Annotated in this window: 13 protein-coding genes, 1 tRNA gene and 1 pseudogene; 4 read left to right on the top strand and 11 right to left on the bottom strand. The window is 63.0% G+C overall.

Annotated features, from left to right (window positions below):
- Nucleotides 1-164: 164 nt before the first annotated feature.
- Complete coding sequence (locus tag NKJ09_RS10580) at nucleotides 165-665, bottom strand: EF-hand domain-containing protein (protein WP_352495074.1); 501 nt, start codon at nucleotides 663-665, stop codon at nucleotides 165-167.
- On the opposite strand from NKJ09_RS10580, the gene NKJ09_RS10575 reads away from it, so the two are divergent.
- Nucleotides 643-1095, top strand: coding sequence for a DUF3606 domain-containing protein (locus NKJ09_RS10575; RefSeq protein ID WP_352762710.1), 453 nt, complete (start codon nucleotides 643-645; stop codon nucleotides 1093-1095). The genes NKJ09_RS10580 and NKJ09_RS10575 overlap by 23 nt on opposite strands.
- Nucleotides 1096-1127: 32 nt before the next feature.
- On the opposite strand, the pseudogene NKJ09_RS10570 reads toward NKJ09_RS10575, so the two are convergent.
- A pseudogene (locus tag NKJ09_RS10570) lies at nucleotides 1128-1621 on the bottom strand (DNA-3-methyladenine glycosylase).
- Between the two features lie 139 nt (nucleotides 1622-1760).
- A complete protein-coding gene (locus NKJ09_RS10565; RefSeq protein ID WP_352495071.1) occupies nucleotides 1761-2090 on the bottom strand; it encodes a hypothetical protein in 330 nt (109 codons plus the stop codon).
- 253 nt (nucleotides 2091-2343) lie between these two features.
- Here NKJ09_RS10565 and NKJ09_RS10560 point away from each other — a divergent pair, with 253 nt between their 5' ends.
- Together NKJ09_RS10560 and NKJ09_RS10555 are read left to right on the top strand one after the other, a co-directional pair.
- Nucleotides 2344-2862, top strand: a complete 519-nt coding sequence (locus tag NKJ09_RS10560; protein ID WP_352495070.1) for a metallophosphoesterase family protein — start codon at nucleotides 2344-2346, stop codon at nucleotides 2860-2862.
- A 72-nt stretch (nucleotides 2863-2934) separates the two neighbouring features.
- Nucleotides 2935-3249: a hypothetical protein gene (locus NKJ09_RS10555; protein ID WP_352495069.1), complete on the top strand. Its 315-nt coding sequence runs from the start codon at nucleotides 2935-2937 to the stop codon at nucleotides 3247-3249.
- A 100-nt stretch (nucleotides 3250-3349) separates the two neighbouring features.
- On the opposite strand, the gene NKJ09_RS10550 is transcribed toward NKJ09_RS10555, so the two are convergent.
- The 8 genes from NKJ09_RS10550 to NKJ09_RS10515 all read right to left on the bottom strand — a co-directional run bounded on the left by NKJ09_RS10550 (nucleotide 3350) and on the right by NKJ09_RS10515 (nucleotide 13021).
- Nucleotides 3350-3583, bottom strand: a complete 234-nt coding sequence (locus tag NKJ09_RS10550; RefSeq protein WP_352495068.1) for a hypothetical protein — start codon at nucleotides 3581-3583, stop codon at nucleotides 3350-3352.
- A 147-nt stretch (nucleotides 3584-3730) separates the two neighbouring features.
- On the bottom strand, nucleotides 3731-4789 hold the full coding sequence (locus NKJ09_RS10545) for a PD-(D/E)XK motif protein (protein ID WP_352515751.1): 1059 nt from the start codon (nucleotides 4787-4789) through the stop codon (nucleotides 3731-3733).
- Complete coding sequence (locus NKJ09_RS10540) at nucleotides 4786-7635, bottom strand: Z1 domain-containing protein (RefSeq protein ID WP_352515752.1); 2850 nt, start codon at nucleotides 7633-7635, stop codon at nucleotides 4786-4788. The genes NKJ09_RS10545 and NKJ09_RS10540 overlap by 4 nt, the downstream gene beginning before the upstream one ends.
- Nucleotide 7636: 1 nt before the next feature.
- On the bottom strand, nucleotides 7637-9442 hold the full coding sequence (locus tag NKJ09_RS10535; RefSeq protein ID WP_352495066.1) for a DUF262 domain-containing protein: 1806 nt from the start codon (nucleotides 9440-9442) through the stop codon (nucleotides 7637-7639).
- Nucleotides 9443-9481: 39 nt separating this feature from the next.
- Nucleotides 9482-10813, bottom strand: coding sequence for a DNA cytosine methyltransferase (locus NKJ09_RS10530; protein WP_352495065.1), 1332 nt, complete (start codon nucleotides 10811-10813; stop codon nucleotides 9482-9484).
- A 241-nt stretch (nucleotides 10814-11054) separates the two neighbouring features.
- A complete protein-coding gene (locus NKJ09_RS10525) occupies nucleotides 11055-11756 on the bottom strand; it encodes a very short patch repair endonuclease (protein WP_352609253.1) in 702 nt (233 codons plus the stop codon).
- 114 nt (nucleotides 11757-11870) lie between these two features.
- A tRNA-Arg gene (locus NKJ09_RS10520) sits at nucleotides 11871-11947 on the bottom strand.
- 153 nt (nucleotides 11948-12100) lie between these two features.
- The gene (locus NKJ09_RS10515) at nucleotides 12101-13021 is read right to left on the bottom strand and encodes a zinc-binding dehydrogenase (protein WP_352495063.1); all 921 of its coding nucleotides are present in this window, start codon (nucleotides 13019-13021) and stop codon (nucleotides 12101-12103) included.
- A 205-nt stretch (nucleotides 13022-13226) separates the two neighbouring features.
- Here NKJ09_RS10515 and NKJ09_RS10510 point away from each other — a divergent pair, with 205 nt between their 5' ends.
- A complete protein-coding gene (locus NKJ09_RS10510) occupies nucleotides 13227-14036 on the top strand; it encodes an AraC family transcriptional regulator (protein ID WP_352495062.1) in 810 nt (269 codons plus the stop codon).
- Nucleotides 14037-14051 lie beyond the last annotated feature (15 nt).

The following is a 14051-nucleotide window of genomic DNA, read 5'->3' as shown; positions in this document are numbered from 1 at the left end:
GAATTCCTGCTGGTCTGATTGGTCCGCGGCGTTCGGCAAGGCCAGCCAAGGAACGCATCTCCCCGGCTGGCAGCCTGGTATCCCGTTGCCAGCGACTTTTCATCCTCCCCGGCCGACGTAGCTCGCGCTGCTCCAGACAGGCCTCCTGCCGACCCGTAGGAGACTTACTCCTGATCCTCGGCGCCTGCTCCGTGGAAGAAGGACCGGATTTCCTGCATGTCGACGCTACCGTCACCGTCCTCATCGACGGCGTTGAATATCCGCCCGACGAAATCCTGGACTTCGCTCTGAGAAAGCGCGCCATCGCCGTCCGCATCTACTATGGCGAACATCATTCGCATCCTCGCGCCATGCATCCCGCGTGCCATGCCACCGCGCCCTCCCGTCTCCCAATCTCGGTGGGGCGGGCCCATCCTGTAGTCGCGATGCCAGTGACCTCGCCGTTCTGCCCGGGGCGCGCGATCTTCTTGCATTCTCTCCTCCAGCATTTCGGTCATCATCTGGCGCATCATATCGCGCATGGCGTCCTGCCCGTTCACTGCGGGCGACTGTTCGGCGCCACGATCCGGCGCCGGCGCCGCGGGCGGGCTCGTCTGGCCGAATGCCGGCGCGGCCAACATGGCCAGCGCCGCGGCAACTACAGTGGTTTTGCTTGCGAGCGTCATCGTAATCTCCATCGGTATGAATTGTGGGCCGCTGCATCCAAGCCAAACCGGCTGCTCGCCTCATGGTTCCTGGTCAGTCGGCACGACGGCGCAAAAGTCCGCCTGGTCGCGGCAACGAAAGCCGCTTGCCCACGTTGCCAGTGATGCGAAGCTTCACCAGGAGGAAAAAATGGCTGACGACAAGAGCAAGCGAGATTTCCGCGACCGCGATCGCGTTTCCGCGGAAGATGAACGTGAAGTCGAGTATTTTGCCCAACAGAACGGCATCACCGCCGACCAGGTTCGCCAGCTGATCAAGAGCTTCGGCAATGATCGCGGGCGCCTGATCGAAGCCGCGAAGGCGTTGCGAGGGATTTCACCTGCCGGAGCCGACGAGGTGACCAGGGAAGCCCGCCAACAGACAACGCCCATGCATCTCGACAAGGAGTGATGCGTGGCAGCTACTCTGCCGCTGCCGCGGCGTCAGAACTTGCGGCTCAAATAATCCGAACCGCGAAGGCCGAACCGCCACGCCGCATCGACAGCCTTGGAAATGCCGATCCGGCGGCCTGTAAGAATGGCGCTGGCGTCGCCGGGCAGCCTGAATTCGAATGGCGGCGCGTCCAGCGGCAGCCCGTCATGGGATTTGTCGATTGCCAGCGCCTGGCAAAGGCGACCCGGTCCCGAACAAAGCAGCCGGGGATCGTCAAGGCCGCGATTGGCCCGCATCACGTCCAGCCCGGATTGCGGCTCGATTGCGCGGATGAGCACGGCACTGCCGGGCAGGCAGACGGCATTGAGGCACCAATGCAGGCCATAGGAGCGATAGACATAGGCGCTGCCGGGGCGCCGAACATTGCGCCGTTGCGCACCGTCCTGCCACCGAAAGCATGCGAAGCCGGGTCATCCGGGCGATAGGCCTCGGTCTCGACGATGATGCCGCCAACGCCATGCAAGAGCAGCGTGGCGCCAATCATGTCGCGCGCGACGATGGTAGCGTCTCGGGCAAAGAATTGATGGTTGGTGGTCAATGTGCAGCAGACTCGATCGCGCCTGAACGTTGCGCGGCAACAAGGTCCCGGACCGGAAGCAAAATGTCCAGCCACTGCGTTGTATTCAGAGCAGCATCGCTGCGCCGATGAAAACCGCAGCGGCCAGCACGACGATGGCGGCAATCACCAGCACCGGCCCATATCGGCGCGGCTGGACGTCGGGCTCATCCTTCAGCGGACGCATCGCATTGGCATAGCTCGCCTGGTTGGTGAACTCCGGCTTTTCATGAGGCGCAGACCGATCCTTTGCCGGAACGCTGCCGGCTGATTCCGCGTCCGTTTCCATGGGAGCCGCGGCTGGGTCGATCCCCGGTGTCTTATCCCCTTCGCGCCCGGCGTCGATATCGCCCCGCGCTTGAGCCGGGCTTCGCCCAAGAGGTGCTGCGTCGGTCATCGTCGAGGTCCTTTCAGAGCATCGGCCTCAAGCATTCTAACCTGCGTCTCATTTCAAAGTTCCCCCGTTTCAAAGTTCCCCTTCTTAAAGTTCCCCCTTCTTAAAGTTCCAACAAGCGGAAGCCGCCTAGGCCTGTTTACAGGAACAACCGACGATCGAGCGGGTTGAGCAAGCATTGGGGAGAGCAAGATGGACTTGGTGCGCCACGCGCCTACATGCGCGGCAGTTCGACAACGGGCCCCAGCGAGCGCGCATGATCTACTTCACCGCCGACACGCATTTCAGCGACCCGCGCATTTTGCGCATCGATCGCCGCCCGTTCGGCTCGCTGGCGGAGCATGATCGGGCGCTCATTGCGTTGTGGAACGAAACTGTCCGGCCGGACGACGAGATCTGGCACCTCGGCGATTTTGCCAGGGGATCGGCCGCATTCGTGTCGTCGCTTCTGTCGTCTCTTCATGGCAGCAAGCATCTGGTCATCGGCAACAACGATGCTGCGGCCACCATCGACGCCACGGGTTGGGCGAGCACGCAACACTACAAGGAGCTGACGTTGGACGGCAGTCTGCTGATCCTTTGCCACTACCCTTTTCGCACCTGGAACCAGATCGGCAGGAAATCGATCGACCTGCATGGCCATTCGCACGGCAGGCTCACCCCGGTCACGCGTCAGTATGACGTCGGCGTCGACAGCTGGGATTTTCGTCCGGTCACGCTAACCACCATCCTTGCCAGCCGCGGCCGAAGGGCGGCTCGGACAAAACCCGGCTGAAGGCGGCTGGCCGCTACCGGAACCTCCGCGGGGCTGAGGCGTTCGAAATTGCAAGGCGTAAAGGCAAATGCAATGGCTCAGAAGATCACGACAGGCGCGAACGACCGGCCGTGCAATGAAACCATCGGCCAATCCGGCGAAGGCCTGCCGGACGACAGCAGCAAACCGCTCGAGGTCGACGAAGGCTGGGTCGCCCGGCTGAGAAACAAGCTGCTGGGCAACCCCGGGCAAGCCGGCCAAACCAACGCGGACGGAGTTCCCGCAGGCATTCCCGGCGCTGGCGAGAATATTTGCCGCCGCTGTGCGGGGTCAGGCATGATCGACGGCCGCACCTGCCCCGAATGCGGCGGAACCGGCAAGGTGACGACGCCGATCGGCGGAGGCTGAGCAAGTCCAGGAAAAAGGTGTGAAACGGTTTTCCGTCCGGAATTGCGTCATAGACCGGTTCTCTGCGTTTCCGTGAAACGATGAACCGCTCCAGGGCCGGTCAGATCGCCGGCACCCACTTCCAGAACACGCCCTCCTTGCGGTCGGGGTAGTGCTTGAACTCGCATTCGAAGCGCCAACCGTAATTCTTCGCGGCGGCAAGCGCCTCCTTGCTGACCGGATTCATGCCCGTCCCCGGCGCAAACCAGTCCTCCAGCAAGTCGTCGGGGATATAGGCGCCGATCCTCAAAGGCAGCTTTTCGAGGACGACATCCATTTCGGGTGGTGCGGGCAATGGGTTTCTCCCTTTAAGATCTACCCACAAACAAATCGTTCTAAGCCGATTGGGTTCCAGGCAAGGCTGAGTGGAAGGGTGCCATGTGCGGGCGGAGTCCGTCCCGCCACCAGTCGGAGACGCTCAGGTGGGCAATTGGGATCCTGATCAGGAAAGATCCATCGACTCTAGTTCGGCCTCCCAACTTGGCGCCGGATTGAAGGCCGAAACGTGCTCGGGGATATGCATAGTAAACGAGAGGCCCTGCGCCTGGACGAACGTCTCCGCCAGCATATCGCGGCCGAGCAGGCGCATGGCCGGATCATCCACGCGATAGAGGCGCGGCAGGAACGTGTGGGCATATCGCGTGCCGTAGACGCTCCATTCCTGCATCGTCGCGTGCACGTAGCCGCCTCCTGGCTGGCCGCCATAGAGCGAGACGCGATGCAGGAACTCGTCCGCGACGTCGGGACCAGCCGTCCCTTTCGTCAACAATGTTACGATGCTGCTCACCATCGATGGTAGCGTCTCACCCATCGCGCTTGAGGCGGCCAAGCCAATGCTCATCAGATGCAACTGTTCCATCGACCCAGAGGGAAGTAGCCTCGGCTCAAGTTGATGCAGGCCGCTGAACTCGTGGATCGAAGCGCTCGCCTGCGTCGTCTTCACCTCAATTGAGTGCTCGCCGATCCGGAAGTCGCGGCCACCATGCTGCCAGCCCTGCCAGCAATCGAGCGTGCGCATCATTAGCGCCGGACGATCGCCGCGCGCGAGAACCAGTTGACGCAAGACGGCCAACTCGCCGACCAGGCCGATGATCACACTCTCTGACAGTGCGCCGCGCCGGATCGCCATCTCAATGATCGGCTCGACGTCGGTGAATGCCGACTGCGGGCCTTGCGGTCCGGCGACGCCGGCGCGCAAAAGCTCGATCGCGATTAGCACTGCGATCGACCCGAAGTGCGGCGCCGCAGGCAGCACGATCCGGCTCGCAGGGAAGGGCTCTCCTCCCTCCTCGGGGCGCCATTGGCTATGCTGAACATGCCGACGTACCAACGACGATGCGGCGTGCAACTCGGGCCCACGGATGAAGACCTCATAATCGCCCGACGCCGTGCGCCCAACCGCGAGGGACGTCGCCACCCAACGCATTCGGCGGGCTTGGCCAGTTGGAACGCCGAGTTCTTCTAGGTCGGCGCGCAGAGCCTCGAAATGGAGGTCGCTCATGCGCGCAGCGCCGCGATATGGTCGGGGCCGCCATGCGGGAGCCCCAAGCCGATGGCGAGCAGGTCCGTTGGAAGTTCGGGTGCGCTCACGACGTGAAGAAGCGCGAGTCCTGGGTGCCCGCGCGGCCGCCAACTGGCGCCGCCCTGAATACTCGGCACCGGCGCGGTTTTATGGAAGTAGTAATCGATGAGTTCATCCCCGAAGTAGCTGCCACCATAGCCGCGCGTACCCCATAGCGTCTGCAGCGCTCGACCATTGGCCACGCGATCGCGGGTCACCGCCTTGATGCCTTTCGCCGCAAGCCGCGAGTCTCGCGCATTGCTCTGACCGTGCCGGAAGGCAAGGTAGAACTCTGGCGTGCTTGTGCGCAGCGTATCTGCGTAATTCCAGGGCACCTCAGGCCGGTCGGTCGGATAGAAGCCCGGTGCCGAGTGGTCTCCCGTGAGACACGACCAGAGCCTGAGGTAGGCCGCGATCGAGTAGGGACACGACTGCGGCTCAGCGCCATAGTCCTGAGAGTTGTGCATCGGCGGCGTGAACAGCGGATCGTCTATGCCCAGAAGCCGCGCATAATGCTCCCAACGCTGGCTCAGTTCATTGCCGGGGTCAGGGTCGTGGTGCGAGTAGCGCAGCTTGTCGAGCGTTCCGGCCAGCATCCGTAGGCTGACCGGTTCCGTTCGGATGACCCCGCGCTCAAGGCCATTGTCATCCCTAAGCGGCACCCACTGGCCATCGCCGAGCAGGTCGACCGCAATATCGATATTGTGCCGGGCAAGGTCGCCATCTTCGGCCTCGACCAGCCGGATCGACGGACGCGGCCCCGGGGAGAGCGGCACCTTGCGCGCCTCGACCTTGCTCGTCGCCACGAACGCCGCGCCCTGCAGTACCAGCGCCGGGCCGTTCGTATCTTCACCGGCGTCCATCGACGACATGACCTCCGTCTTTAGCGCATTGTCGTTGATGTGATAGCGTCGGAACAACTGCAGTTGATCCTCGTAGGTGAAGACCCGGCAGAACGGCAGGAAGCCGCCGCGATAGCCAAACCAGCGCTGCATCTGCATCTGGGTATCCGCCGCTGGCTCCGCCGCGCCGCGCAGGAACAGGCTCGTGGTCAGGCCTTCTAGCGTTAGCCCGCGCGATAGCACGTTGCCGGCAATGAAGATCGACAGGCTGTCGGCCGGAACATGGAAGCCTGCCTCGTCCTCGGCGATCTCGAAGCGTGGCCGATCATCCGATGCTGGGTCGCTGTTGAGCACGCGCAGGCGCACGTTCGGGAAGACTCGCTCGATCAGCGCCGTCCGCACCTTTGGCCACTCCGCCGCGGAGATCGACGCATAGGGCACCTGCGGTAGGGTGGCGAGCGCGATCCGCGACGCCTCAAACCGGCTGAGCCAGGCCGACCACTCCGCCTCCTCATGCGACAGCCGGCGCTCAAGACCATCTGCCGAGACCTCCAGCCGCTCCTCAGCCCCCTCGTGGAGTTCGACCTCGGCCTCGCGGCCCGGCATCGCCATAGCCCAGCGAACGACGTCGACAGCGGTGCTGAAATGGTCCTCCTTCCGCGCCGAAGGGTGGATCAGCATGGTATGCGGTCCTCGCGCCGCGATCAGTGCCTCCTCAGCGGAGGTGAAGGCCCGCGCATGATTGAAGGCGTGCTCCCACCCAGGCGCAAGGCTGCGGACCGCGGCGCCTACGAGATAGCAGCGCAAGGCATCGGACAACATCGTCCAGCGCAGGGCGTCGCGCCTTCCGGCAAGCTCGGTCTCGGTCTCGCCGAACGTGAGATCAGGGAACAACGCCGTGTGGCAGAGGGCGCCGTCACCGGCCTTGCGCAGCCACTCATAAAAGATTTCGCCACCGCAATAATATGAGCGGACCCCCGCAGGCTCGACATATGTGAGCGATCGCGGCACCACCGCGCCGGTCGCGCCTGGCGTGCGCAGCGCTGCGTTGAAGTCCCTGGGGCTCAGCGGGTTGTGCGTTGCCTGGAGGAAGTTCGCCTGCGGCGTCGCAGTATAGGCGACGTATGTCGCCAGCATGTTGACGTGCCGCGTCGTCGCCTCGTCGGTGTCGCCACTCCACAAGGCAGTGATCAGCCTAGGCGTGATCTTCTGCGATCGATCGCTGTCTAGGACGCTCGCATCATCCGCCTCGTCGTCGAGGAGGAGGATGGAGTAGGGGTGGCCGCAGGCATCCAGGTAATCGTCGCTAATCATGTCAGCGAGGAAGCGCCGGAGCGTGAGCAGGTGGTCGTCCTCCTTTGGGATGACGCAGATGATTGGCCGCCCAGCCCTCAAGGCCTGTCGCGCGAGCGGCCGCTGTAGGTAGCGCGCCGGGTCCGCCCGCTGTTTGTGAAGAATGTCGGCAGGCTGGGGCAGGATCAGCCGCTCGGCACGCCGGCGATAGGCACTGTCGGCAGTCGACCCGTCCAGTTGAGCAAGCAGCCGCTCGTACGTCTGGAGCCAGAGGCTGACGCGCGTGCCGGCAAGGAGGATCAGGAGGTCGACCCCCGCGTCGAGCGCCATCGCAGCAACGCCGAGCATGCTCGCCGTCTTACCCGACTGGACCGAGCCAACAACCATGCCGGTGCGCACCCGAGATTCTGGCCATGCCGCTTTATCGAGCCTGTCCTTCGCACGAGGAAGCGCCTTCCCGATGATGTAGCGCGCATCTGCCTCAAGCACCGAGAGCGCCGTCGGCGACAGGTGGCCCTCGACGCTCGCGCGATAGCGCGACCACCACGCCTCTCCGCCGATGGCCGAGCCGCCCCTTGGATCGGGCGCGTCGCTGGTCGCGCCGACCGGGACGATCGCAGCCGGGCCGAGACTGGGATCACCTACCGCCATCTCAGATCATCGGAATCTTGCGGATCTCGAGCAGTGCATCGATCGCGCTGTCGCCGTAGCGATCCCTCACTGTCGCGTCTGCGTCGGCCATGCTGACGCCGAGCGTCTCGAGGATGCTCGTCGATGCGTTGGCGATATGCGCCCACTGCGTTTTGTTCTGCGTGCTCTGCGGCCCGACCATCTTCGAGGTAAGATCGCGAACCTCGTCGATTCCCTGCTCGAGCTTGGGCTCTTGGCGGGTGATAACGAGGATCAGGCAGGCAAGCAGGCTGGCAACGACGGGCAGTTCCTCCCAACGAGACGCCATCTCGCTCTTGCCCTTCCGGCGGAATTTCGGATGCCAGGCGTCGGACGAGAGCTGATGCAACTCCAGCGCGGCGATCAGGTCATTGGCAAGGTTCTCAAGGGTTCCCTTGGACCGGAACTGCGCCAAGCGCTTGTCATCAATCGAGCGCAGGAACTCATCGATGTGGCTCGCGGTCGACGGCGTCCGGTATGCACTATCCGGTCCCTGGGCAGGCTTGAGGATCAGCGTCGCCACTGTCCAGAGCAGGACCTTGGTCCGACGAAAGCGCGTGATGCCAAAGCCAAGAGCCTTGATGTTCTCATGGGCCGTCGTGGGATCGATGCCGGCCTCGATAAGCTCAGGCGCGATCTCGGGCTCTGGCCGGTCGCCGCTGACGAAGAGCATGAGCCGCGAGATCATCAGGTGATTAAAAACCGCGTTGCGGATCTCCTCCGCGTTCAGCTTCATGCCCTGCTGATTGTAGAGGCGGAACACCTTATGGATGTCGCGGACGAGGGTGTCTCGGTAAATCAGCACCGGGATGAAGTAGTCTCCCGCCGCTCGCTCAAACAGATTGCCGACCGAGACGGACTCGCCGGCGATCCTGACTTTTTGATCCCTTATGTCGCAGTAATAATTGCCACCCAGCGGCGCGAGCGGATCGTCCGCCGGATATTTCTTAGTCTTGAAGGGGAAGTAATTCTCGCGGACCTCGGTCGCGCGCAGATTGTTGCGACGCGCGAACAGTCCGAAGTTCGTCGAGAAGAGTTGGGGCTCCTTCATCCGCTTGGCATTCTCCATGCCCTCTGGATGCTTCCCCATGAATCGCAGTATGGCAGTCAGGCGCTGCTTCCCGTCGACGATCTGGAAGCTGGAGCTATTCGAGACGCGCGCGAGAATAATCGAGGGTAGCGGGATGCCGCGCAGAATCGACTCGATCAGCATCTGCGAGTCCGCGTTCGACCACACAAAGTCGCGCTGATAGCTCGGGTTGAGGTCAAGCTCCCCAAGCTCAGCGATGCCGGCAAGCTCGTTGATGCGCCACTTGTCGACCTTGGCGTTGATCGACAGCGGCTCGGTCGGAGGCGCCTCGTTCCAAGCATCGATCCAAGCCTCGGTGGCGGCGGCAACCGACAACTCCTCGTCAAGCATCTGGAGAAAGTTGGCGCGGTTGCTAACCGCTCGACTTAGCCGCTCCCCAAGCGTTTGCGCGCCCATCTCGGTCAGCAGGACGTGCCCGTCCTCCATTTGGAAGCTGGCCTCGGCCTTTCCCAGCGAGAGCTCATCGAACAGCTTGATTGCGACGGACTTAGGAGAATCCTCCTGCTCAAAGGTGGCGTCAAGGTTCAGCCAGGTCGCGACCTCGACGATGCGCGCGAGCCAAGCGCTGGACGCGAAATCGATCTCATTGGCATCGAAGGCGTTCGAACCCTTCCGGCCGCCGGTCAGCTTGGGCATCGCGCTCGGCAGCGACAGCTCAGACAGAAGCGTCGCAACCTGGTCAAAGTCTAGATCTTCCAACGCCTCGTTCCCCTCCAAGCCTGGTCTTTGTCCCTGCGATCAGGCGGCAGCCTCTAGCGGGGTCGGCGGGCGGCCGAGCGGCAGCCTTAGGCTGCCAACCTTCTGCTCCCTATCGCTGAGCAGCGCGCTTGCGACCGCCGCGATCACATCCACATTGACCGCATTTCCGAGCGCCTTGAAGGCCGCAGTCTGCGTCTCAGGCAAATGCGCAAGCTTGTCCATGCTTTGCAGCCGGGCGCACTCGCGCATCGTCATGTAACGCCGCTCCCATGGAATGACAGGGACCTGGCTGGTCGTCAATGCCACCAACGATGGCGCGGCCGTCGGGCGCTTCGCCCTAATGCCTGACGCCCTGAACTGGATGATGCACTGGTTGAGGTCGCGCGGGCCCCCCTTCCAGTTCCACTCAAGCTTCTGGAAGCTTGGCGCGAAGGATCGGATAGACGGGAGCCACGGATCGATCACCGCCTTATGCCGCTGATAGAAGCGGCGGTTCTGCTCGATGAATTGAATCTTCCATTCTGGGAAGGTCGGGTTCACGTCACGCGCGTACGGCGGGATCGCCTCTAAGACCTCAGCGTCGGTCATGTCGCGCAGCGGTTTCCCGAATGCGCCGCTGAAGGAGCGGATCTCCGAGAGCCCGTGGCCGATAGGGGTCCCTGTCCGAGCCGGGTAGGTAGCGCCAAACTCCATTGCCCAGATCGGGAATGACGGCAACTCCGCGTCCGCAGGCAGCGCATCCAGCAGCCGCTGCCACTCCTGAAGGTAGGCGACGAACGCCGGCGGAAGAGACTTCGCGTCGTCTGGCCGGTCATCTAGGATTGATCGAATGTCGACCTCCTCGGCCGAATGCGTCGCCGTGGGCCACTCGAAGCTGCCGAGGCTATCGCGCGCGCCGACGATGATCGCGCGCTCGCGCAACTGCGGCACGCCGAACATGTGCGGTGACATTAAGGAGGAGTCGATGTCATAGCCAACGTCGCGGAGGCGTTGGCGGACGCGCTGCCACGTTTTCCCGCCGTTGTGACGCATGATATTAGGCACGTTCTCAATAATCAGGAACCGAGGCTCATGCCGCTGAAGGATCTTGACCATGTAGTCGAACAAGTCGCCCCATTGCGGACAGTCAAAACCGAGTTGGTCTCCGGCCTTGGAGAAAGGCTGGCAGGGAAAGCCCGCACACAGGATTTCGTGCGCCGGGACTAACTCGTACGCCTCACGAATATCCCCATGGGGTTTGATCCCAAAATTCCGCTCGTAAAGGTTCGCCAGGTCATGATTGAGCTCGGACGCGAACACGCACTCATGTCCGAGCCTCTCGAGCGCTTGGTGGAATCCGCCCAGGCCGGCGAAGAGGTCGATGAACCTCATTACCGCCTCTCCAGAGGAAAGGTGAGTTGCTTGGATGCGTGCTGTTCGAGCAGATTCCGAACTGCGAGTCGGACGAGGTACTGCAGATTGACCGGCGGGCTCACAGACCGGCCGAGCTCTTGAAGAGCTTCGTAGTCGGCTCGATCTACCGAAACTGTAAATCGCTTCTGTTGCGTCAGCCCTGCCATATCAGCCTCCCCACACCAGGATGCACCAAAATTCATCAAAATGCACGAAGAATTCAGGTCTTGAGGAATTTCGCTATCCGTTCTGGCAGACTTGGGCTGCTGACCTCGCATTCCCAAATCGTGAGGGCACGGTAGCCGAGTTCTTCTAGGCGCTGTTGCGCCTCCTGATCCCTCTTTACGTTCCGCTTGAGCTTGGGGGCCCAGTACTCGGCGCGCTTCTGAGGCGCCTTGCCCGTAAGCTTGCATCCATGCTGATGCCAGAAGCACCCGTGCACGAAGATGACCTTCTTGCGCCCCTTGAAAACGAGATCCGGTGATCCTGGCAAGTCTCGACGGTTAAGCCGATAGCCGATGCCCAGCGCTCGCACAGTCTGGCGGACAAGCAACTCTGGGCGCGTGGCCTTGCCCCGAATGCGCGCCATGCGTCGCCTTACGATCACGGGAACATCGGGAAACAGCACGTTCATGCGACGAATGGCTACCCTTACGATTCGGACATACGAGAAGCCATTGATACCACCCTGCTCAACGACGCTGTACTCATCGATACGGGCTTCCCATACAATCTGGGTTGGCGCAACCGCGACCTCCGATGTCGCCGCCCGCGATGTCTGCTTTCGGGCAGCGGCAAAGCTGAACTCTATGGCCGACATGAGGCGCACAACGGTCGTCCAACGACGAACATGCGAGTTCTGCCTTGGGTCCAAATACGCCATTCGACCGTAAGCGATTCGGACTTTTTCACCGTCGATCACCGCCGTTACTAGGCTTTGTCGCCTTCTGGCTATTTCCCGCTCTTCCCACGGGCGTAGTTCCGGCGGCGATTGGCGGTATTTTTTTCGGTGTTGGCGTGGTGGAATGGGCAGAACTGGCGCACCCGACAGGATTCGAACCTGTGACCTCTGCCTTCGGAGGGCAGCGCTCTATCCAGCTGAGCTACGGGTGCCTTCAGGATCGGTGATCCCAAAAACGAACCAGCCGGTAAACCGGCCAGCCACGGCTTCTTAGCGGAAGCAGGCGCCGGCTTCAACGGGCAATCGCGGACGGGCTCAGATTGCGCAGCAGCCCAGACGGTGTCCCGTCCGGCGGCCGCGCCTGCTCATTCCGTCATGGTGAGCACTGCCTTGCCGCTGATGCTTCGCTGCCGCAGCGCGTCCAGAGCCCGGCCGACGTCCCGCCACGGGACGGTCAGGACCACGCGCGTTTCGAGCCGGCCGGCTGCGATCAGCGCGAGCAGCGAGCCGATGTCGGCGCCAACCTCCGGACCGGAAGTGTAGTAGGCGAAGGTCTGCAGCCGCGCGCCTTCGTGACCCGGCACGAACTGGCGGAACCCGATGGGCGTGAGTTCGCCGCTGCTCGAGCCGAACATGACGACGGTTCCGCCGGGCGCGACGCGTTCGATGGCGTGGGCGAGGCTGTCGCCGCCGACCGACTCGGTAATCAGCGAGAAGAGTCCGTCGGCCAACTCGATCCTTTCGACGACGCGCTCGGCTCCGAGGCCGCGGAGATCGTCGGCATGCCGGGTGGCGGCGACCGCCACCACCGACGCGCCCTGCTGGCGGGCGATCTGGATCTGGAAACGGCCGACCGCGCCGCTTGCGCCGGTAATCAGGACCCGCTGGCCGGCCAGGTCGCCGCCGAGGCGCAGGGTTCGCAGCGCGGTCGTGCCCGCGACCGGAACGGTGGCGGCGGCGGCGAAGCTGACGCCGTCCGGCAGCACGGCGAGGTGGTCGGTTGGAACGGCGACACGCTCGGCCCACCCGGCCTCGTCGACCAGCGCCGCAACCCGGGTGCCGATGGGCGGCCCGGAGCCATCGGCCGCGGCGCGCTCGACAATTCCGGCGACGTCCTGGCCAGGCACCCAGCCGTTCGGACGGATCTTGAGCAGGCGCAGTTCGCCGCGGTTCAGCGAGACTGCCCGGACCGAGACCAGCGCCTCGTCCGGGGCGGGCTCGGGCTCGCCAAGCTCGGCGAGTTTCAGCCCGGTGGCTCTGTCGGAAGATGTGACCAAGGCGAGCATTGGTATCGTCCTTTCTTGCTGCATGGGGGACGCCAGTCTGTTTTCGTGCGCCGGGCTTGTTGGTCCGACGTTCAGAACGCAAGCAGGGTATGACTATCTGGAAGCCCGCCCTGTCGTCTTCTGAGTTACTCAAGGCCCTAAACTATCGACTTTCCTGTTTGAGTAATTTAGATACCTTGGCAGTTGATCGCTAAAATCAGTCAATATGAGACAGCCTCTCCGCTACCCCTGGCCTTTCGATCCGGATGATGTCCTCGCCTCGGCAATCGCCGTGCGCGTTGACGTTACCGAAACCAGGGCAGAGGTGCCGGACCACCACCACCGCAAAGGCCAACTCGTCTTCGCGCTCGGCGGCGGCGTCACATGCCGCGTCCCCAGCGGCCTGTGGATGGTGCCGCCCCATTGCGCGGTGTGGATTCCGGGCAACATGGAGCACAGCAATGTCGCGACCGCCAATGCCCGGATTTTCTTCGTTTATATCGAGCCGGGAGCTGCCGAGCTGCCGGACCGGTGCTGCACGCTTTCGATCTCGCCGTTGCTGCGCGAGCTCATCATCGAGCTGGCGGATCGCGGTGAGGACGATGACGCCAGGAGCGAGCTCCTGACCAGGGTACTGCTCGCCGAACTGCCGCGCATGCCTGTCCAGCAGCTGCATTTGCCGATCTCGTCCGAGCCGCGCTTGAGGCGTATCGCGGCGGCGTTGGCGCAAGATGCTGCCGACCGCAGCACCCTGGCGGAATGGGCCAATCGCGTCGCGCTCAGCGAGAGCAGTCTCGCACGTCTCGTGGTAAAGGAGACAGGGCTGACCTTCGGGCGCTGGCGCCAGCAAATGCATTTGATCGTCGCATTGAGCGAGCTGGCCTCCGGCGCCAGCGTGCAGCAGGTTTCGGCCGATCTCGGTTACGAATCGGTCACCGCCTTCATCACCATGTTCAAGAAAGCGCTTGGCAAGCCGCCGGCAAAGTATCTCAGCAGTGTCGCGCAAAACGGCGGTTCTGCGTTTGTCGCCCGATGAGCGCCCTGATTCGCC

The sequence above is a fragment of the Mesorhizobium sp. M0189 genome (assembly GCF_040322135.1).
Taxonomy (GTDB): Bacteria; Pseudomonadota; Alphaproteobacteria; order Rhizobiales; family Rhizobiaceae; genus Mesorhizobium.
The sequence above is the reverse complement of the archived record's forward strand: the minus strand, read 5'-3'. Positions and strand labels throughout refer to the sequence as shown.